At 69.8% G+C, this 20,966-nt stretch carries 15 protein-coding genes; 6 read left to right on the top strand and 9 right to left on the bottom strand.

Annotated features, from left to right (window positions below; all coding sequences use genetic code 11):
* Positions 1 to 151: 151 nt before the first annotated feature.
* Positions 152 to 1,468, top strand: a complete 1,317-nt coding sequence (locus AB0K25_RS00940) for a helix-turn-helix transcriptional regulator (protein WP_363817614.1) — start codon at positions 152 to 154, stop codon at positions 1,466 to 1,468.
* Positions 1,469 to 1,470: 2 nt separating this feature from the next.
* Positions 1,471 to 2,187 (top strand): creatininase family protein, encoded by a 717-nt coding sequence (locus tag AB0K25_RS00935; RefSeq protein WP_363817611.1) that lies wholly within the window; start codon positions 1,471 to 1,473, stop codon positions 2,185 to 2,187.
* Positions 2,188 to 2,211: 24 nt separating this feature from the next.
* On the opposite strand, the gene AB0K25_RS00930 is transcribed toward AB0K25_RS00935, so the two are convergent.
* From AB0K25_RS00930 to AB0K25_RS00910, 5 genes are all read right to left on the bottom strand, one after another.
* Positions 2,212 to 3,054: a CHAT domain-containing protein gene (locus AB0K25_RS00930; RefSeq protein ID WP_363818244.1), complete on the bottom strand. Its 843-nt coding sequence runs from the start codon at positions 3,052 to 3,054 to the stop codon at positions 2,212 to 2,214.
* A gap of 3,449 nt (positions 3,055 to 6,503) precedes the next feature.
* Positions 6,504 to 7,796, bottom strand: coding sequence for a hypothetical protein (locus AB0K25_RS00925; RefSeq protein ID WP_363817608.1), 1,293 nt, complete (start codon positions 7,794 to 7,796; stop codon positions 6,504 to 6,506).
* Positions 7,797 to 7,820: 24 nt separating this feature from the next.
* On the bottom strand, positions 7,821 to 8,738 hold the full coding sequence (locus AB0K25_RS00920) for an S-4TM family putative pore-forming effector (protein WP_363817605.1): 918 nt from the start codon (positions 8,736 to 8,738) through the stop codon (positions 7,821 to 7,823).
* The gene (locus AB0K25_RS00915) at positions 8,735 to 9,829 is read right to left on the bottom strand and encodes a hypothetical protein (RefSeq protein ID WP_363817602.1); all 1,095 of its coding nucleotides are present in this window, start codon (positions 9,827 to 9,829) and stop codon (positions 8,735 to 8,737) included. Before AB0K25_RS00915 ends, AB0K25_RS00920 begins: the two co-directional genes overlap by 4 nt.
* The gene (locus AB0K25_RS00910) at positions 9,829 to 10,998 is read right to left on the bottom strand and encodes a hypothetical protein (protein WP_363817599.1); all 1,170 of its coding nucleotides are present in this window, start codon (positions 10,996 to 10,998) and stop codon (positions 9,829 to 9,831) included. The genes AB0K25_RS00915 and AB0K25_RS00910 overlap by 1 nt, the downstream gene beginning before the upstream one ends.
* 603 nt (positions 10,999 to 11,601) lie before the next feature.
* On the opposite strand from AB0K25_RS00910, the gene AB0K25_RS00905 reads away from it, so the two are divergent.
* From AB0K25_RS00905 to AB0K25_RS00895, 3 genes are all read left to right on the top strand, one after another.
* The gene (locus AB0K25_RS00905) at positions 11,602 to 11,757 is read left to right on the top strand and encodes a hypothetical protein (RefSeq protein WP_363817596.1); all 156 of its coding nucleotides are present in this window, start codon (positions 11,602 to 11,604) and stop codon (positions 11,755 to 11,757) included.
* 160 nt (positions 11,758 to 11,917) lie between these two features.
* Entirely contained in the window at positions 11,918 to 12,418 is a 501-nt protein-coding gene (locus tag AB0K25_RS00900) for a hypothetical protein (protein ID WP_363817594.1), read from the top strand.
* A gap of 15 nt (positions 12,419 to 12,433) precedes the next feature.
* A complete protein-coding gene (locus AB0K25_RS00895) occupies positions 12,434 to 13,216 on the top strand; it encodes a phosphotransferase (RefSeq protein ID WP_363818241.1) in 783 nt (260 codons plus the stop codon).
* Between the two features lie 46 nt (positions 13,217 to 13,262).
* Here the strand turns inward: AB0K25_RS00895 and AB0K25_RS00890 are convergent, their stop codons facing one another.
* A complete protein-coding gene (locus AB0K25_RS00890; RefSeq protein ID WP_363817591.1) occupies positions 13,263 to 13,811 on the bottom strand; it encodes a hypothetical protein in 549 nt (182 codons plus the stop codon).
* A gap of 749 nt (positions 13,812 to 14,560) precedes the next feature.
* Here AB0K25_RS00890 and AB0K25_RS00885 point away from each other — a divergent pair.
* Positions 14,561 to 15,238 carry a DUF1524 domain-containing protein gene (locus tag AB0K25_RS00885; protein WP_363817588.1) on the top strand — a complete coding sequence of 226 codons (678 nt, stop codon included), beginning with the start codon at positions 14,561 to 14,563 and terminating at the stop codon, positions 15,236 to 15,238.
* A 307-nt stretch (positions 15,239 to 15,545) separates the two neighbouring features.
* On the opposite strand, the gene AB0K25_RS00880 is transcribed toward AB0K25_RS00885, so the two are convergent.
* The 3 genes from AB0K25_RS00880 to AB0K25_RS00870 form a co-directional block, all read right to left on the bottom strand.
* A complete protein-coding gene (locus tag AB0K25_RS00880; protein WP_363817585.1) occupies positions 15,546 to 15,746 on the bottom strand; it encodes a PASTA domain-containing protein in 201 nt (66 codons plus the stop codon).
* Positions 15,747 to 16,341: 595 nt separating this feature from the next.
* Positions 16,342 to 18,231 (bottom strand): BTAD domain-containing putative transcriptional regulator, encoded by a 1,890-nt coding sequence (locus AB0K25_RS00875; RefSeq protein ID WP_363817582.1) that lies wholly within the window; start codon positions 18,229 to 18,231, stop codon positions 16,342 to 16,344.
* A 76-nt stretch (positions 18,232 to 18,307) separates the two neighbouring features.
* The gene (locus tag AB0K25_RS00870) at positions 18,308 to 20,134 is read right to left on the bottom strand and encodes an Hsp70 family protein (RefSeq protein ID WP_363817579.1); all 1,827 of its coding nucleotides are present in this window, start codon (positions 20,132 to 20,134) and stop codon (positions 18,308 to 18,310) included.
* Positions 20,135 to 20,966: the final 832 nt, after the last annotated feature.

Genomic DNA, 20,966 nt, shown 5'->3' with positions numbered 1-20,966 from the left:
GCGGGCGTGTTCGTGATGGCAGGCGTTGCGGTGTGGTGCGGGTGGGCAACGGTGGAGGCTCGCCTGGTGGGGTGGAGTTCGGTTACGGTGGCTTCGCTCTGCGTCAATTGTCTTTCGTGCTGACGGCGTACGTCGTGGGGGTCAGGTTGTCGTGATCGATCCGCGGCAGGTCCGAGAGGTGAAGCGGGCTCTCGGTGTGAGGCTTGCGGAGTGCCGTCGTGCGTTGGGTGTGACGCAGGCGGATGTGGCGGCGCGGGTGCACAGCACGCGGAGCACCGTTGCCGGGGTCGAGTGCGGTAGCCAGGTGGCGGATCGGGTGTTCTGGCAGCGTTGTGATGAAGCGCTGCGCGCCGGTGGTGAGTTGCTTGCCGGCTATGACGAGTACCGGCGACTCAAGCAGCGTCATGACGAGGAGAAGGCCGAGGCTGGGCAACGTGCACGGTGGGGTGAGGTCGCCCGTGTGCAGGTGCCAGCGTCCGGCGGGAGTTCGACCGGCGTAGACCACGAGGCAGGTGCCGACGTCCGGGTCGTGTGGCCCGGCGTGGGATATGCCCCGGTCGGTGTGGATCCGGTGTTGGCTCTGCACTGGATCGAGATGCTCCGGCTCCTGTCGGTCTCTCACAACATGTTCGGGCCTCGGCAGATCTACGAGATCGTCTGTCGGGAGTCGTCTGTCATCCGCCGGTACCGGCACGACGCGACCGCAGACGTCAAGCCTCGCCTCTTGGCGGTGGAGGCCAGGTGGGCGGAGTTCGGTTCATGGGCCGCCGACAACCTTGGGAACGTCACGGCCGCGACGCACTGGCTCGATCGAGCTCTCGGACTGGCGCACAGGGCCGCGGACAAGCGGATGGCCGCTTACGTGTTGATGAGGCAGGCGCAGCAGGCTGCGGATCGTCTCGATGGAGATCACGCCGTAGCGCTCGCCGCCACTGCTGAGTCCCTCGTGCCGCTCACGGATCGCGACCGGGCGCTGTGTCTGATCCGCCAAGCCCAGGGACACGCACTTCAAGGCGATCAGACACGCTCACTGACGGCGATCAACGCCGCTCACCGGCTCGTCGACCGTGCGGCAGAAGTCGGTGAGGACGACCCGGACACCATCGGCCGCCACTGCACCCTCGCCTACCTTCGAGCCTACGAGGGTTACTGTCTGCTACGCCTCGGCCTGGTCGGTCCGGCGGCGCGGACGCTGAAGGAAATCCTGGAGGGATGGCCCGCCGACTACCGCCAGGACGAGGCACTGACACGTGCCTGGCTCGCCTTGGCCTACGCCGCTGCCGGCCGACTGACCGAGGCGAGCGTGGAGGGAAGTCACGCACTCACTCTGACCGCCACCACGAACTCCGCACGCGCGATGCGCCCGCTGCATCACTTGCATGCCCGGCTCGCCGGGCAAACGGCGTCCGACGAGGCGGTCAAGTTCAACAGCGCCTTCTCCCTCGTCGCTTCCACGGTCAGACTCTGACCATGGACTTGATCACCACCGCCACGACCACGGACGAGGCCAACCGCCACGCGGATGTCGCGGTGCTGCCGGTGGGTAGTTTCGAGCAGCACGGCGATCACCTGCCTCTGCTGACGGACACGATCGTCGCCTGCGCCATCGCGAAGGCCGCAGCGACCGCCTACGACCTGATGCTCCTGCCCCCGGTGACCGTGAGCTGCTCGCAGGAACACACCGGCTGGCCCGGCTCGGTGAGCATCCGCTCGTCTACTCTGGCCAGCATCATCGCCGACGTCGCCGCATCGTTGCGCGGGTCGGGGGTCGATCGGCTGGTCGTGGTCAACGGCCATGGCGGGAACTACATCCTGGCCAACGTCGTGCAGGAAGCCAACGTCGATGGGCGCCGCATGGCGTTGTTCCCTAGACGGGAGGACTGGGAAACTGCCCGCCGGGAGGCCGGACTAGCCAGTAGCAGCCACGACGACATGCACGCCGGGGAGATCGAAACCTCCCTCCTACTACACCTGTGTCCGGAGGTCGTACGCGACACCTATCGGACTGCAGACCACCGTGCGGAACGTCCCGACCTACTCATTCTGGGCATGCGTGGCTACACCGACACCGGAGTCATCGGCGAACCATCCCTCGCCACAGCAACCAAGGGCAAAGCGGTCCTCGCCAGCCTCACCGCCTCCTTCGCAAACACCCTTGCGGTGCTTCGAAGCGACACCGGCCACTGAGGTCACTCCTACAACGCTCACTGGTCACGCCGACCTCCACTCGGTCGAGATGCACACGAGTCCGCCCCACTCATTCGTCATCAGGGCACCTTCCCGATCGAGGTACGCGCGTTGGGCGTCCCGCAGTGCGGTTGGCGGGTCGGCACCGGCCGCCACCGCGATGGTCACATCGGTGGTGATCTCGCCGGTGGCCTGGCGCTCGACCTCGACTAGGCCACCGATGACCGACCGGCAGCCGCCGAGCATGCACGCGATGGCCAGGCCCAGCGGTTCGTGGCCCGCCTGGTGTTCGACCTTCGCGACGAAGCAGGAGGCGAACACCAGCGATCGCGGCCACCGAAACCGCAGCGCCGACGCCGCCGACAACTTGCCGCCCTGGCTGAAGTTGATGCTCTGCGCGAGGCCCGTGCCGTCGCCATGGGCCGCGAGGTAGATGCCGTTGACGCGCGGATCGGACAGGTACCGCTCGAATTCCTCCCGCGAACCGACCACGATCAGGGGCAGGGACTCGCGCAGGTGCCGCCAGGGCGTGGCGAACGCGCCGCCGCGCTGGACCATCTCCTGGGCCCAGGCGTCGGCGTAGGCGAGAATTTGGCCCCCGGGTGCCGCGTTTGTCGCCGGGTGCAGCAGGTTCAGTGAGGGGACGACGTGAATGACGGCCTTGTGCAGTAGTAGATCGGCCTCGCCGGAGTCGTCCAGCAGCAGGGGTGCCCACGGCAGGTACGCCAGATGCTCCCCGGGTACGACCAGCAGCCGCACCGGATCGGTGGCCGGTCGTTGCCGCAGTTCGGTCACCAGGCCCGCGGGCAGCAGCGCCCGCGCGAGGGCGGTCCAGACGCCGATGGTGTCGTCGAACTCCTGGAACATCACGGAAGCCCGTTTGCCGCGGTAGAGCGGTTCCAGGACGCTCAGCGCTTCCGGGTCGATGATGACGATCTCGTCCACCCACGGGCTGCCGAACGGCGGTATCCACATCCGGTAGCCGCGCCACCGGTGCGGCCCGGCTTCGAGCACCTCGTACTGCAGCACGTGAGCGTGCCTGGTCTGGGTGGTGAGCTGGGCGTAGTCGACCCGGTCGGGTGAGTACGCCGCGGCGAACCCCCGGGACACCTGCAGCTGGAGGCGGCCGCGCAGCTCGTTGATCTGGCCGCTGATGTCCTCACCGTCCGACGTTCTGCCGGCCAGGTCCATCCGGCCTTCCAGACGCGTGATCTCGGCCATGGTGTCGAGAGCCTCGGGTGAGAGCTGATCGACCAGCGCGGCCCGTTCATCCCGCAGCATCGTCGCCAGGGCGTTGCGGCGCAACGACTCGATGAGGTTTGCAGCGACGACGCCGGCCTCGGCGTCACCGTGATGCTGCGCCTCGACGAGGACCGCCAGGGCAGTGCCGTAGTGGTCGGTGCCCGAGGTGACGGCGCTCGCCCGCTGGGCGCCGGCGCGGAGCTCGCCGCGCCGCTCCTCCAACAGGTCGATGCCCGCGGCGACGGCTTCCCGGGCCGCCGCCCACTGCCCGGCCAACCGGTGGCACTGACCTTGATAGATCCGCGTCATGCCGAGAAGGCCCGACGCCGCGGTCGGGCGCAGGTGCCCGGCTCCGCGGTCGAGGCTGGCCCGGGCGGCGGCGGGTTCGTCCAACGCGAGGTGGATCCGGCCGAGCAGCAGGCCCGCCTCGCCCATCAGCCGCCGCCACAGGTCCTGGGTCCGCTCGTCCGGATCCGCCTCGTCGGAACCGAACGGGTCCTCGAAGTGCTTCAGCACGTCCTCGACGTACTCCTTGGCCTCGGCGGCCTGGCCGGTGCGCAGTTGGGCCCAGCCGGCGGCCAGTTGCGACTCCACCAGCGCTGGCAGCTGGCCGGGTGTGGTGAGCCGGCCGGCGGTCCTGCCGGCGGCGGCGAATGCGTCCGTGGTCTCATTGAGCGCGGCGTGGACCTGCGCCAGCATCGCGGCGCAGGTGCTGCCCTCGGGCCGGCGGCGCAGGACCGGCTCGGCCCGCCGCAGGGCCTCCTTGGCCCCGGGATAGTCGCCGACGGCGAACATCACCATGCCCTCGGCGTACGAGACGACGCCGTTGGCCACCCACGAGCGGGTGCGGACGGCCATTTCGCGCGCGGAGTCGGCGTGCTCGACGGCGCGCTGGACGTCACCCCGGTCCCGTTCGATCAGCGCGCAGTGGGCGAGCGCCACCGCGGCGGCCGCCGGTCGGCGCGACGCCGTCGCCGCGGCCGCGTCGGTGAGGACGCCAATCGCGACACCGGGCCGGCCCGCGGTGTCCAGCGCCGAGGCCGCCTGGAAGTCCGCGTGCCGGCGCAGGCCGGTGACGCGCCGGCCGACCCAGGACAGTCGCGGCGCGATGTTGAGCGTATGACGTGTCAACGCCCTCCTGGCCGTCCAGCCGAGCGACGCGCCGACGATGACGGTCGCCAGCGTCGGCAGCGCGGCGGTTCCGAGCCACAGCAGCAGCACCAGGCCGAGGACGGAGGCCGAGACCTTGGCCGGCTGCCGGCGGGCGACCAGCCAGGCGAACAGGGCTGACCCGGCTGCGGCGGCCCAGGCGTCGGCCACCCGGACGGGATGGCTCAGCAGGTCGCCGGCGGGGGTCCCGATCCACGCGGCGATCGCGGCGCCGACGGCCGTCACCAGGCGCGTCGCCATATCGGTCGCGCCCTCTAGGACCATGAGCCGGATCAGCTTGCGCGTGACCGACGCCCGGCCGAGAGCGACGGGCATGATGCCGAAGACCTCGATCCGGACGATGTCGCGCCCGGCCCGCACCAGGGCCGACACGTCGCCGGTGGTCCAGGCCGACAGCAGGTACTCGACGGCGCCGTCGCCGAACTCGTCGTCCTTCTGCAGGCTCCGTAGGTAGGCCGTCCACGCCTCGTCCGGCCGCAGGATCCGGTCCCTTTCGGAGCCGGTCAGCGTCGACACGAACACGCGCCGCGGCCCGACAACGGCGGTCTCCGTGCCGTGCCGGGCCACGACGACGCCGGTGACGACGGCCCGGCTCGCCAGCACGACGGCGAGCGGGAAGAGGCCGGCTGCGGCGGCGCAGACCATCCAGACGAGGTCGAGCCACCAGTGCCGCATCGGACGCCCCAGCAGCACTCCGAGCGCGACCAGGACACGTCCCCACCAGGGCAGGCCCGTCAGCGCCGCGGCCGCGAGGGCCGCGACGGTGAGCGCGGGCCGCGCGACGCGGAGCAGGACAGTGTCCCACCACGAGGTCGCCGCCGCCGACAGCCGCAGATAGTCGGCGACGCGGCGGGCCCGGCCCGGGCGGGTGGACTGCTTGCGGGGTTGCGGCTCGGATCTCGGCATGGGCGTCGCCGGTCGCGGCTCGTGGGCCAGCGGTGCGGACGTCGCCGGCTGCGGCTCGCGTGCCGGCGGGCGATCGGCGGCGGCCGGTCGCCGGTGCCGTGTGAACAGGCCGCCGATGCCTTCGCCGATGGCGCTGACGACCGCGATCGGCACGATCAACTTGACGCCGAGGTACAGCATCCAAAACCGGCGTCCGCGGACGGTGAACAGCAGATCCCCGGCGATGTCGCGCTCGGGGTCGATCGTCATGCGAAGCTCGACGCGGCGCATGGCATCGCCGCCGGCCGGCGACTTGACGAACCACATCATGATCTTGCGGATGTCCTGGGAGCTGAACCCGACCATCCGCTCGGCGATGTCGTACGGGTTGGATTGTGCGGGTAGCAGGTCGGTCAGCGCCGACTCCGGCACGAGCAACGCGCCCACGCCGAGCGTCTGCCGGGCCGTCAGTCGAGCGCCTTCGGCGGTCAACCGTTCGGCGATGACGACGGCCTCGGCGGCGTGCGCGGTCCACCGGCGGCCCATCCGGTCCCGCAGCAGCGGTCCGTCCCAGCTCCCCTCACCCGACAGGTCCACCGTCTGTTCCCACCGCCCGGGCACCTCGTCCCGGGCCGTAGCGATCAGCGAGACCGTCGAGATTAGGACGCCTCTCGACGACTGGGCCAGCGCGTTCGCCGTCACGTGGTCGACCGAGTTGATCGCGTTGAGTAGCAGGCTCTGGTCGGCCCGCTTGCGCAGCATCCACAACGGCAGCAGCCCGAGCACCAGCCGGCTGACCACCAGCAGGACGAACACTGCGAAGAGCCACCATTCGCCGGTGTAGACCGAGACCGCGGCGCCGGCCACGCCTCCGAGGCCTCCGAGGGCCGACGTGCGCACTGACATCAGCCAGAGCAACCCGAAGACCGCCAGGAGGAGCCAGTCGCCGCGCATGACGGCCAGCGCCCCCCACACGAGGAAGATCACCGAGCCGACGAGGCCCAGGCGGGCGATGAGCTTCACGCGTCGCCGCCTTCCATCGCCGGAGTCAGCCGGCGCCGCCGGCGCCACAGCACGACGGCGGTGACCGGGCCTGCCTGCCGGGCCGTGCGCAGCCGGATGTGACGCCGCCACTCCTTGCGCGTCAGCCGCATTCCGGTGCGGTTGAACGCGTTGCGCCGTTCCGACCATGACAACAGGTGGGCGGCGAGTGCCATGGCGGCCGCCAACGCGGCGTACCAAGGCCCGAGCCAGAACCAGAGCACGGCCGACAGCATCAGGTCGCCGATGATAAGGCCGCTCCAGGTGACCCAGATCAGCATGAGCGCCACCGGGATACCCGGCCACCAGTCGTGTTCGACCACCACGTGCCGGACGATGAAGAGGGAAACGGCCGCCGACAGGATGGCATTGAGATGGGTGAACGCGTTGACGGTGTCGGTGATCTCCTCGCCGACCCGTTGGGTGCGGGCGTCGCTCGTCTCGGCCTCGAAGGCGATGGCCCGGGCCGGTATGCCCAGCAGCCACAGCGCCCGCGCCAGCCGTTCGCCAGGCTCGGTCATGGCGGTCGCGATGAGCTGTGGCGCCTCGGGAAGGTCCACGTCGTACCTGAGCTTCGCCCGCTTGACGATCTCCCTCGCACTCACCGTCCGCAGCCCGGCAAGCAGTGGCTCGATCTCCCGGATCGTCTCGCCGTCGAGCTTCAATCGCTCGTACGCGTCACGCAGCTTCGTGTCCTCGACGGCGTCGAGGGCCACCGCGAGCACGCCGACGGCATCACCGGCGTCGGCGACGTCGGGCCCGTTCGGGGCGCCCGGCCCGCGCGCCGGCCCGGACCGCCAGGAGTACAGCGCCTTGTCGAGGCCGCCGAGGCTGTGACCCACCACGGCGTCCTGAAGCAGGTCCAGGAGCGCCGCGTGGCGGTTCATGTCGCCGTGGGTCAGTGCCACGGCTGCGGCCGCGGCCGGATCGGCCACCAGCGCCACCGCCATCAGCCCGGCCGAGACGTCGTTGGTCTCGTAGGCGTCGGCGAGGCGCACGGCCAGGTCGAGCGCGCGGGCGCAGGTGCCCGACAGGGCGAGTCCGTTCCAGGTCACCGGGGAGGACTCCTGCGGGTCGGCGACGGGTGCCATCGCGACGGCATCCTCGCCGCCGAACTCAAGCGCGATCCGGTCCCATTCGCCCCGGATGTCGACCCGCATCAACGCGAGCAGCACATCCCGGGTGTCCACGCTGCGACCCGGCGCCGTTCGCGCGGCTTCGAGCGCCTGCCGTACCGATTTGTTGAACCTTCTCTGATCGAAGGGGGCCATGGCGACTCCTGAAGCTTCTGCGAACTAAGGGGTGGCGAGCCGTCTGCGGTGGTTGTCGGCCGTGTCGGCGAAGTCGTGGAGGTCGGCCTCGCGGTTGAGCCGATAGAGCCACTCCGGCACGCGGGCGACGTCGAGCCGGGTGCGGTAGATGCCGTCCTGAACATCGCGGGCCACAGCGGTGAGCCGCTGGACCTCGGCCGGGTTCGACGGGCCGGGGGCGGCGAGGCGTAGCTCGGCGTAGACGATTTTGCCGAGCCGGTCTCGCTCGTCGGCCACCCGACGCTGGCCGTGCCATATCTCGGCGGCCAGTTGGAGCGCGGCCAGCGATGGGGCGAAGAAGCTCAGCAACATCTGCTGCACCGTGGCGCCGCCGACGAATCCGACGAGGACCAAGCCAAGGCCGATCCATCCGGCGGCGGCCGCGAGGATGACGGCCGCGTAGGTGCGCCGCAGGCGGGAGTCCCAGGCGAGATTTTGTTCCTGAGCGATGAACACGTCGTACGGGAACCGCACCCCGTCGGTTCGGGCGTACCAACCGGCGGTGATCCGTCGGTCGCGCCGGCTCCCGACCGGGACCTTCCTGGCCAGACGCGCGACGTCGTACTCGCCGAGCGGATCGCCGGCCAGCGAGTGCCGCCACGGCAGCCCGAACAGGGCGGTGTCGAACTGCTCCTGCAACACCGCACCTTGCGTCGCGATCGCCGACATGGCTCTGCGGAGGAGGAAGGATGCCACCAGGAACCAGAAGAACCCGAGGATCGTCACCAGCGCCCGGTCATGTCCGGTCGTCGTCACGATCAGCCCGAGGGCCGCGAGGACAAGGGCCGCCACGTTGCGCGTCGCCTCGACCCGTTGGCCGCGGCGATGGCTAGCGCAGGCGGCGCGCTGAAGTCGCACCTTGGCGTCGTCGAGCTGGCGTTGGCTGATCGGTCGCGTCGTCATGCCGGGACCGCCCGGAAGATCAACCGGGCCGGCAGGCCCGTGCGGTCCCAGGGCAGGCGGGCCCGCAGCGTCCGGCCGTCCGGTTCGAGCAGCACCGGCGCCGCGCCGGGTTCGTCGATCTCGACGCTGACCCGGTGCGGGCCCGTGTCGAACCTGGTCAGTGACACGACGAGTTCGGTCGGCCGTCGGATGACGCGTCCACGGACGTTCACCCCGAGGAAGGCGTCCGCCGGAGTTTGGAACTCGAGTCGGGCTGGGGCCGGCTCCGGTCCGTCGTCTTCCGGACCCGCGAAGCTCGCCTCCATCACCAGCGCGACCAGGAGAGCGGGTACGTTCGGCGGGGTCGCGCTCGTGGCGTCGGCGAGGCGGCGCCCGACGACCTCGGTCAGTTCCCGGTCGTCGTCGAAGGCCCAGCCGAGGAGCTGCACCAGCGTCGCGAGCCGGCGCCGGGTCTCCTCCGGTATCCGCGCGAGCGGGACGTCGCGCAGGTTCGTGAGCAGGGTGCGCGCGCCGATGCGGGCGATCTCGGGTGCGTCGGTCCGCAGGCCGTGGTCCAGCTGCTCCATCGGGCCGGTCAGCCCGCTTACCGCTGGGGCGAACCAGTGCCGCATCTCGACCAGGTCGCCGATAGTCGACCCAGGCGTGAGCGCGGCCGAGATCGCGGCTGCGGCGTGGTCGACGAGTTCCCACGGCAGCAGGGCGAACACCTCGTCGGGAGGCTCGCCCTCGGCGTCCAGACGCGCGAGTAGCCAGTACCGTACCGGAAGCTGCTCGCCGCGCAGCGCGCGGAGATCCTCGTCGACGTTCGGCCAGGTCCGCTCGACGCGTTCGATGACGCCGACGGCCGCGGGACTGGCGACGATCGGTGTGCCGTGCTCGTCGAGCTCGACGGCGACACGACCGTCGTCGGCACTGCGCAGCGCCAGCACCGGGGTCCCGTTCCAGGTGGCCGGGTAGCGCTGCCATCCCTGGTCGAACAGTTCGAGGTGACGCGCGTCGGCGCGCTTGTCGCCGTTGTTGATCATGCCGAGGGCGGTGCCGTCGTCGACGAGTCGGGCCACCCAGACGCTGAGCGGACGGTGGGTCGCCATCACGCACCCCCGAGCAACGTGAGGAGCAATTGTCTCCCGGGCTCGGGCAGGCCGGCCGCGAAGTCGCGTTGACGCGTCGCCGTGGCGTCGATATTCGCCCGCTCCTGGTGCAGGTAGGCCCAGTCGTCGGTGCTTAGCGAGGCCCACAGGTCCCCGGGCAGGCCCGCCAGCCATCGGTGCAGCGGCTCGAAGTCGAGGTCGGCGGCTCCCGACCAGCGGAGGGCGAACTTCATCGCGCGGAGTACGACGAACGCCAGTTGGGCCGGGTCGTCGGTTTCCTTGAGCGGATGGAACCGTCGAACGTCGCCCAGCAGGTCCGGCAGCCCGTGGCCGGAGGGGTCGAAGATTTTGTGGTCCATGACGTCGTAGACCAACGAGTTGAACGAGAAATCACGATGCCGGGCGTCCTCGGCGAGGCTGCTGCCGACCGCCGGGAACTGGAAGCCGCCGGCCGACAGCCCGCGGTACTCGATGATGGTCCGGTCATCGGTGATCTTGACGCTGCACACCAGGTCGTCCGGGCACACGAAGATCGGGTACTCGGTCTTCCCCGTCGCCCGAAGGACCTGGTAGGTGATGTCGACGAAACGTCCGGCCTGCACCGTGCCGGACATGTCGAGATCGTTGGTCTGCTCCGGCGGGAGGCTGCACACGGCGTCGCGCACCGCCCCACCGGCGAGCCACAACCGATGGCCGGTGGCGTGCACCGCCGCCACCAACGGTCGGATCAGCGGCTGCCACCCGGCGCTGTGCAGGTCGAGCAGCGCGTCGATGCGGCCCGAGAGCACCGGATCGAGGTCGGCCGCGCCGATCACCTGGCCCGGCCGCGACAGGTCCGACGGCGGCATCGGCGCGATCGCCGCCGCGCCCTCGGAAGACTGGGGAACGCGGCGGTCCGGTGGCGCCGGCAGGGACTCGTCGCCGTCGAGCAGCAGACGATCGTCGGTGTGGTCGGAACGTCGACCGGGATCGGGCGCCTTCCAGGCGAACCCGCGAATCGGCCGGCCGTGTACCTCATCTCCGACCAGCAACGGACGGACTGAGGACGCGCGTGACTGTGTCGCTTTGTACGACATAGACAAGATCTCCAAAAGGGCGTCTCGATCGGCGGCAGCGCACGGCGTGCCGCGATCGGCTGGAGATGGGCAGGACGCGATTCCTGCTCCCACCACGCTGGGGTGAGTCCGTCACCATAGCAATGTCATTGACGGATGGGAACAGCCGGTTCGGCCCGGCTTCTATACGGCACGGATCTCGCAGACGGTGCCAGGGAACAACCAACATCAGGGGGCGGCGTCGACTTGTAATTCGAGATCTGGACGCATCCTTCGTCCAAGCCTCATGCCCTCCGAACGGTCGGCCTGCCGGGCTGTGTCGAAGGTTTGTGTCGAGGGTGTTCGACGTGCGTGACCCAGCTTCTACTTGTTTCTGACATCGAGGGTTCGGCGGGTGGCCGCTCACCAGTGACGGTAGGTATCAGTAGCGCCAGGAGGCATTCCGGACGCAGCGGCACCCGTCGAGGGGAGACACGCGGCAGGTGCATCCAGACCGCGCCGAGACTTGGGGATGGACGGCGTTGAAGAGAGGGAGGTGGTGGCCATGGGCTTGGATCACGCATCTGCCACGGAAGAGGTCGCCCGGCATCGGGGGTTGGGCAGCCGTAGCGCCCTGAGGCTGTGCTGATGGTCCGGCCGCCGATTCCCCATGTCGCTATGCGTCCGCTCTGGCGGTGCCGCAGCTGTGGTGCCGAGTGGCCTTGCCAGCCGGCTCGGTTGTCGCTGCTGGCGGAGTACCGGCATGACCGGACCGCGTTGATGCTGTTCCTCGGGGCGCTGATGACCGAGGCGAGCGGCCAGCTTCACCAGCTCCACCCGGACCGCAGGCTCGATCTGACGGAGCGGTTCATGTCCTGGGCCAGGGCGCGCTGATGAGGGCTATGCCACGGGTGAGAGGGCCCCCGGCCTCGACCCTGCCGCGAGTCACCTGCGCTTCATGACCGCTTCACCAGAGAAAAGGCATGCGGAACCTCAGCCCCGCACGCGGCGTCGACCAGCGCCGCTGACCGCATCAGGTGTAAGGAGAGAAGTCGTGACTGTCACCGCACACGAACCGACCACGGCCGCGACCACGGCCGCCCTCGACCCTCGGACCCTCGTCACGCCCGAGGTGTTCGGGAAGCTGGTCGACTACTTCGCTGCCGACCGGCACGTCACCCGCGTGTACGCGGAGCGGGCCGTGGAGCAGTTCCTGGTCTTCCTCAAGGCGCACGCCGACACCGTGACGAGCGAGGATTTCGGGATGTTGCTGCCCGACGGGTCGATCGGCCGTGTCGTGCCGACCCTCCCGGTCGACGCCGTGTGGCATTCCGTGTTGCAGCACACCGTGCCCTACGCCGCGGCCTGCGAGCAGATCGCCGGGAGCTTCGTCCACCACATCCCCATCCTGACCGAGGGGATGATGGACGGCACCGCCGTCACGTTCACCCTCGCGGCGCTGCACGCCACCGGGTACCGGGTCGACATGGAGTTCTGGCACGGTGAAGCCGAGTCGTGCTGCCCACCCGGAGAACCGGACTTCACCGGCAAGTAACAACGAGAGGTGACCATGCGCAGCGACTGGGCCGCCCTACCCGAGCCCGTGGAGGCGGCGGTCGCCGAACGGATCGGCGGCATCGTCGACGTGTACCCGGCTCCCAGTGGTGACCACGCGGAGATCGCGTCGACCGTCATCGGCTCCACCGGCACCGTCTTCGTCAAGGCCGCCTCTTCGGGCCCGGGCGTCCGGTCACTGCGCTACGAACTGACGGTAACCAGAGCCATCGACAGGTATCCGCCTACGGTTCTGTGGGACTTCGAGTCCGACGGCTGGTTGGTGGTGGGGGTCGAACGCCTGGACGGCCCCCACCCCGACCTGTCACCCGGCAGTCCCGACCTCGACACACTGGCCGCGACCCTCACAGGACTGCAAGAGACCGCCGCGCCGGACGTGCGGCTGTTCGCCCCGGCGGGGCGGCTCAGCTTCGCCCATCCGGCGATGGACGGCGATGTGCTCGTGCACTCCGACCTCAACCCGGCAAATCTGATCCTGACATCGGAGGGACTTCGGATCGTCGATTGGGCGTACGCGACCAAGGCGGCACCGTGGGTCGAGCTGGCGTTGCTCACTCAGTGGCTGATCGGCAACTGCCACACCCCGGCCCAGGCGGAAGACTGGCTGAGCCAGTTCCCCGCCTGGGCCGGGACTGACCCCGGGGTCTTGGACGACTTCGCAGCGAGGAACGCCTCGAAGTGGGCCAACAAGTCACGGCAGAGTACAGAGGGATGGGTGCGTGACCTCGCATGCTGGACCTACGAATGGGCTGCCTACCGGGCGTCTGGTGAACGCTGACAGTACGGGCGGCGTTCCCGGGCCTTTTCGGGGGTGGCCCTGCGATTCACCGGCCGCCCATGTTGACGCCGCACGTCGTGCCGTCTTTGGCTGCGGCGCGAACGATCATCTCGATGCCGGGTCTCGCTGGGGCATCTGGGAGATACACCGTACGTGCCGTCGAGGACACGAAGGCGTGGGCGGCCCGCCCACCGACCTGCTTGCAGTAGGAGACGGACGGATAATTCGAGTCTTCCCGGTATGAGGTCATGTGCCAGCCCGCCGCTGCCGCCGGTTGGTCGAAGCGCTGCCGTAGTTGGGTTGCACCGTAGGCGACGGGTGTCTGGTACAGCCGGGTAACCTCAACGAACACCGGACTCGTCGGACTGCCCCCGTGCCCGTTGTCGCAGGTGTAGCTCTTGGCCTCCTTCTCGAGGAGTTGGCCGTCGTGTGGCGCGACGGCCAGCAGAGGGTCAGCCTCATACAGCCGGATCATGGCCGCCTCGTCGCGAGCCGGGTAGCAGGCGAACACCTCATAAACGATCACAATTGCACCGGCGACGAGTGTCACGGCCATCGCAACACGAAAGACGATCGACCTGTTCAAGCTGTTCATGCCAGCCCCTTTGTCCCAGCTTCAGGTGTTGCCGGATGTCGGTTGAGGTCGCCCACTGGCAGTGTCCACTATGCCCGAATGTCGGCTTGCCCAACAGGGCTCTGTCGGGCGCGGGACCGCAATTGACGCGATTGCGTCTGGGAAAATGGATCCCTGTCGTGCCTCCCGTGGTCACGGGTGGTGACTGCGTGGATCGCGGTAGCGAATCTCTGTGACCAGGCGGTGACCACCACAGCGTTGTCGCCCCAGCTCGCGCCGACTGCACGCAACGATCTCCCCCATGAGCACATGCCGTCGCCTTGAGCGCGGTTCACCTCGGCCGGGGAGTAGGTGATCGTCGGAGCTGCCCGTGGTGTCGTCTGCGCGACCAGGCCGTGACGGCGCCGGACATCGGGAGCGCGGCGACAGCAGCCAGGGCTGTGCTCGGTGCCGTGGTCTGCCACGGTGCGGCGCCGGTGATCACGGCACGCCAGAACCATCGGGCGGACAGGATCATACGGCTCAGCCGAGCGTCCGGGTGTAAGCGTTGGCGCAGTGCCAGACCCGCGATAGCGGAGTAGTCGCCAGGGCCGGCGCCGTAACCGGCTTCAGCAGCGCGACCAGTGTGCCGTCGGGCGAAGCTTTGGATTGCCATCGGACTCACGCATTACCTCCGGCCTCTCCAGCTCTTCACGGGAATGCCATCCCAGCGCCACAATCATCGACGATGGTGACTTCAGCTGCTGCAGATGGTGACCTGGAGGCATGGCATGGCACGACCGACCGCGAAGACGCCCGGCCTCGCCCGACCTCGTGTGCGTGCCGTGACGCTGGCACTTGCCACGCTTGTCGGCGCGGTGCTGTCGGCCACCAGTGCGGGGACTGCGGCGGCGACGCCTCCGGGGATCCCGTCGAAGGCGACGGCGCAGTCACGGCTCAACGCCCTCACCGTCTCCAGCGAGGGCTCCACCAGCGGCTACTCCCGTGACCTGTTCCCACACTGGATCACCATCAGCGGCAGCTGCGACACCCGCGAGCAGGTCCTCAAGCGCGACGGCACCTCCGTCGTCGTCAACTCCTCCTGCCAGGCCACCTCCGGACGCTGGTACAGCCCCTACGACGGGGCGACCTGGACCGCCGCGTCCGACGTCGACATCGACCATGTGGTCCCCCTGGCTGAGGCATGGCGCTCCGGTGCGAACTCCTGGACGACCAGCCGCCGGCAGAGCTTCGCCAACGACCTGTCCGGCCCGCAGTTGATCGCGGTGACGGACAATGTCAACCAGTCCAAGGGTGACCAGGACCCGTCGACGTGGCAGCCGTCGCTGTCGTCGTACCGGTGCACTTACAGCAAGATGTGGATCACCGTGAAGTACGCCTGGGGCCTGCGGCTGCAGTCATCGGAGAAGTCCGCCCTGCAGAGCATGCTCAACACCTGCTCCTCCTGAGCCCGCCGGCAGGCAGACCGTTCGGTAGGACATGATCACCTCAGCGGTGTTGTGGGAGTGTTCGGCGACGGTCGGGTGAGGGCAACCAACGGGTAGGCGTGGCTCCGGGCGGTGACCCCATGACATGGCGGCGCTGTTGAACAACTACGGCTGAGCCTGCCGGTCGTGGGACGGCGATGCTGACCTTCCGCTCGCCGTTCATGGCGTAGTGAGCCCATGAACGGCGGAGCTGAGGTGCTACCTCGCTGAGGAAGATCAGGCCCCAGTCGGTTGCCTACTTTGCGGCCGGAGCCTTCAAAGGGAGGCGTCAGCCCTGCTTGGTGCAGGTCAGCACGATCAGGTCGTCCGGCAGCATCTTGCTGCCGGCCTTCGCCGACTGCTTGGTTACCGTCCAGTTGGGCAGCATCAGCACCACGGTGTCGTTCTCGTCCTGGCTGCCGTACTGGATGTTGGTGAATCCGAGCTTGCGGAGCTTGTCGTCGGCGACGGCAGCGTTCATGCCCTTCATGTTCGGCATGGTCAGCTTTGCCGGGGCGGGCGGCGCGGCGGGAGCGGTCGTTGCGGGGGGTGTCGTCGGCGCTGGGGCGGTTGTCGCAGCCGCAGCGTCGGTGGGGGGTGCTGCTGTCGTCGGTACCAGCGTGGGGTCCGCAGCTGGTGGGACCCGCTCGGCGATGGCCGCTGCTGTCGGGGAGGTCTTCGCCTCCGGCTGAGTGCTACCACCCATGATGGCGGCTATCCCCGTGATGCCACAGCAGGCGAGAACGACTACCCCGGCGGCGATGCCGATGATGGCCCCGGTGCCGAGTCTCCGGCGGGGCGGTGCTGCCGGTGGCGGTCCGTAGGCGGATTGCGGCGTGGCTGGTGGCGGTCCCTGCCACGAGGTGTTGTCGTCGGGCGGTTGGTAAGTCACCCGGTGGAGTGTGGTCGCGGTGCCTGATGGCGGGCACTAGCCGATCGGATGGGCTGCTGTCCGGTAGTTGACTTGCTGTAGTGACTGGCACCGGCCCGGCGGCAGCTGACCGTCCGATCCGCCGTCAGAACGCCGTGCCGCCCCTGGACGCGGAATGCGCTGATCATCGCCAAGGGCCGCGCGAAGGCGGCTCTCATCGTGTGAAGGGACGTGGTGAGGTGATGCCAGCATCGATGAGTCGTCGTTGGTAGCGGGTGAGAAGCGCATCGGCGTCGTGGGGTCTGCCGAGTGTGGTCAAGGTGTCGGAGGCTTGGTGGTGGAGGTGCTCGTTGTAGGGGTCGAGGCGGAGGGCGTTCTGGAGGTGGTGGAGGCGGGTGTGGGGGTCGGATGCGCTGGTGGCGAGGGTGGTGTGGGCGTCGATGACGTGGCGGCGGGTGTTCTCGCGGATGGGGTCGAGCCACGGCCAGGTGTGGTTGGCCGCGATGTCGCCGGTGTAGCGGTCGATGACCGCTTGGCGGGCGTGGGCGTGGTTAGCGACGGCGGTGGTGGCGTGGTCGATGGCGGCATTCAAGTGCCAGAGGTCGACGTCGATGTGTTGGTGGTCGAGGTGGTATCGGTCATCGGTGTGCACGATGGGGTGAGGGTGCCCGGTGGCGGTGATGTCCTTACGGAGGTCGCTGAGGGTGGTGTAGAGGCGTCGGGCGACGGTGTGTCGGGGGAGGCCGGGCCAGATCGTGGTGGCGAGTTCGTGGGTGGTGGCGCCGTCGGGATAAACGGCGAGGGCGACGAGGACCTGCAGGGCTGCGGTGCGGCGGATCGTGACGGGTCTGCCGGTCGCCCGCAGGGTGGGGTTGCCGAGGACGCGCAGGGTGAACAGCTTCGGTGAGGACGGTTCGGGTGGTGGGGTGGGCGCGGGTGGTCGTTGCCGGGGTACGGCTACCGCCGGTGGTGTGGGCGGGGTGGGGGCGAGGACGGCGAGGAGGTCGCGGGCGGCGGTGGCGGTGAGGACACACAGTCGGGTCCGGTCGTCGCCGGTGCCGCGCTCGGCGTGTCCGTCGGGCGTGATGTGCCAGGTGGGGCCATGCGTCCAGGTGCCGATGAGCACGCCCCGGGTGTGGGTCAGGGCGGTGGCGAGGCGGACGGCGGTGTCGGGATCGGTGGGGGCGTGGGTGAGCAGCATCAGGGGCGCCGCGTCCGGGTGGTGGGGGTGGGTGATGGTGGTGATGGCGTCGGCGGGGGTGTCGGTGACGGTCAGGCCCGGCAGGTCGTGCAGGGGCAGGGCGTAGGGTCCGAGGAGGGTGTGCAAATCGGCGTTGCTGGTCACGACCGTGGTGGCGTTCGTGGTGTCACGGAGGGCTTGGAGCAGGGTGGTGAGAAGGATCCCGCGGGCGGCATCGGCGGCCGCAGGGCCGGTCAGGCCGATGCCCCCGGTAGGGATCGTCAGCGGGGCGGCGGGAGTGGGTGGGGTGTCGGCGAGGGTGGCTTGGACTGCGGTGACGGTGGGTGGCAGGGCGGTCAGGTCGCTGTCGTCGCGGGGTTGTCCGGGGGGTGGGGGTCGGTAGAGGCGTCGGCGGCGGAGCCAGACCAGGGTGCCGGCGGCGGCGATCTGGTGTGCGGTGTCGGCGGGAATCCATCCCCCGGGCACGTCCACCCCTGCGTCGGCGGCCTGCTGGGGGTGGGGGTGTTCGCCGGTGCTGGTGGGTGTGGGGGCCGGTGGTGCATCGGTCGTGGTGGCGGTGGTGGTGGGTGCCCACAGGGCGGCGGCGCCGGCCATGCCGGTCGCGGTGGCCTGCATCGGGGTGGGCAGCGGCAGGCGCCGCAGCCGTCGAATTGTCGCCGCCGTGCGGGTGACGGTGGTACGGAGGGTGAGGGCGGCGATGAGGAGCCACAGCATCCAGGCGAGGAGTACCAGGCCGGCGATGAGGGTGTCCTCGGTGAGGGGGTCGCTGAGCCACTGGCGGAGGTGTTCCTGGGTGGGGTGGGTGGGCAGGGGCCAGCCGGCGGTGTAGGTGAGCACGATCGGTGGGCCGGCCAGGACGGTGGTGACCGCAGCCGCGGAGGCGATCTGGCGGGGCCACCTCACCGCGTCCGTCCACCGTGGTCGTGCCGGCCCACGCGCCGGCACCGGTGGGGCCCGCGCGTGGTGGGGTGGTGGCCGCTCATGGGGTTGCCGGGGCGCGGACGAGGCGGGTCCACAGCCGGTACACCCACCATCCGGCCACGGCGGTGGCGTAAATGCCGGCGAGGGTGCCGGTGATGCGGGGTGCGGTGATCGCGGCGGTGATGACCGCCAGCGGCGCGCCCAGGACGAGCCGGAGCGCCCACGGGCGGACCAGGGCCAGGACCGTGCCGACACCGAGCAGCAGTCCGCCGACCCGGCCGGCGAGGTCGATCCAGACCACCATGTCGGGCCACCGTGCTGCGGTGTTCGAGTACTGGACCAGGCCTATCCCGATGGCGGCGGCGAGGACGGAGCTGGTGGGGAACGCCAACAGCGCCGACCATCCACCGGGTGGAGTGCGCCGCTGGCGGGCGGCGACGACAGCGGCGATGAGGGCGAGCACGACGATCGGGGCGACGGGGTACAGGGCCCAACGCAGGAACGGGCCGACCGGCATCTTCAGGTACTGGGCGGCCACCACGGCGTAGAGACTCGCGGTGGCCGCGCCCAGGGAGACGGCGGACAGGATGCCAATGCTGACGGTGCCCGCGGGCGACTGGGTCGCGGGCCCGGGGTGGTGGGCGGCGGCCAGGGATCCGAGGATCGTGCCGGCGGACAGACACGCGATGACCGCGAACACGGCGGCCATCGCCAACAGTCCCCATGCGGGTTCCGCCCACTCGAGGGGGTACACCCCGCCTCGGGTGACGGTGAGCAGCATCTGCGTGATCAGAATCAGCGACGCGAAGCCGGGCACCGCGATGCCCAGCACCCGCCGGACCTGCGGCACCGGCTCCTGCCCACCGACATCACCACTACCAGCGGCGGCGGGACTCGCGCCGACGGCACCGTGGGCCGCGGCCAGCGTCGGATCCAGGGCGACCTGCGGGATGAGGCCGGTCCGTTCGGCGATCATCGTGGCCGCCTGCGGCAGCCGGGCCGTGCCACCAACCAGGTAGACGCCGGTCAGGTCCGCCGGGGTGAGTTCCGCGGCGGCGACCGCCTCGCAGGTCAGCTGCCCTACCCGGTCCACGACCGGCCGTGCCGCCTGCTCCAGGGCCATGGTCGTGGCCACGACCGCCGTGCCGTCGGGCTGCGGCACGGTGATCGCCGTGTGCTGGGCGAGGGCTTCCTTCGCGGCCCGCACGCTCGACACCCATCCCCACCCGCCCTCTGCCTGCCCGGCCAGGGCGGTGGCGAGGGCACGGTCGATGGCGTCCCCGCCGGCGTCGGGGTCGGCGAGGGTCGCGAGGACCTCGAACCCGGAGGGTCCACGACGCAGGACCGTCACCTCCGCCCCACCGCCGATGTCCACCACCGCCAGGTACGCGCCCACCGGCATCTGCGCGCCGGAAGTGACCAGGTGATCCGCCACCGCGACCGGGGCCTCCACCAGCTGGGGCTGCCCCAGCCCGGCGCGATGCGCCGCGTGCCGCATCCAGGTGCGCCGTCGCGGCCCCCACCCGGCCGGCACCACCAGCCGCACATCCTCCACCGGCCCGCCGGCCACCTGCCCAGCCTGTTCGGCGACCCTGCGCAGGGTCGCCGCCACCAGCGTCGTCGCCTCGATCTGCTGCCCGTCGACGGTGAGGGTCTGCTCGGCGGACCGCTGGGGCGCAGCGACGAACCGGTGCGGCTGACGCGCGGCGGCCTGCCACGCCTGCTGCCCGGTCCACACACCCGCGTCCTCGGCCACCCACGCGGCGCTGGGCATCACCGGGTTGCCGTCGACGGCCACCGGAACCCATCGACCGTCGGGCCACGCCAGCACCGCCACGGTGCTGGTAGCCCCGTAGTCGATCGCCAGCCGCACCTGCCCTGACATGCACGTCAGTCAAACATGAATAAGATCCTCACGTCACCCATGAATATCCCCAGCCTGACGTAATGGGTCGCCGTGGCCAGGAGATAGTCCTTCCGGTGGCTGCCTCTCACGTGAAGGAGACGCCCGGTCGCGGATGGCTGCCGTTCGTTGGTCCCTGCCGTGTGCGGTGTGGTCTCCTGAGAAGGTTGTCGGCGTACGGCTCCAGCTGCACAAGCAGGTACGGGAAGTCAACGTGCCAATGGGAACGACGAGGGTTGTCGAGCACCTCCCGTGCCCGACGGACCGCCCTGCCGGCTACAACCCGTCACTGCTGGGGTGGTCGCGCTCGCGCGGATCGCGGCGTGAGAGTGCGGTACCTCCAAAGATTCACCCCGTCTGCCCTGCGGCATGCTGCTCCAATGATTGCCGACGATGTAGTCGCAGATCTTGCCGAGTGGTCGCCGTGGCTGCCTTTCCATGATGCTGCTGTCTCGGCGCCGCGTCTGCCAGGTGTGTACCTCGCTCGGCAGGGGGCGGCAGGTGGTCTCGTCTACGTGGGTATGGCCGGCGAGCGTCGCGGCCAAGGACTTCGAGGACGGCTCGCGGTGTACCGCCGGGGGAAGGCAGCGGTCAGTGGGCTGGGGGAAGCCGTCCTGGATCGGGCCCTTGCCGATGTCACATTCGTGCAGGAGCACCTTGAGCAACTTGTCGGCGGCCTACCCAAGCGTGCGGCGGCTTGGGCCAAGGACGCCTTGCACTGGGCCGACCTGCACGTCAGATGGGCTGTGACGCAGGATCGGCAAACTGCAGCGACGCTCGAGCGAACGGTCCTGGACGCGACGGCCGGGTCACC

Source organism: Micromonospora sp. NPDC049257, assembly GCF_040678915.1.
GTDB classification, from domain to species: domain Bacteria; phylum Actinomycetota; class Actinomycetes; order Mycobacteriales; family Micromonosporaceae; genus Micromonospora; species Micromonospora antibiotica.
This window is presented reverse-complemented; position numbering and strand designations above follow the sequence as displayed.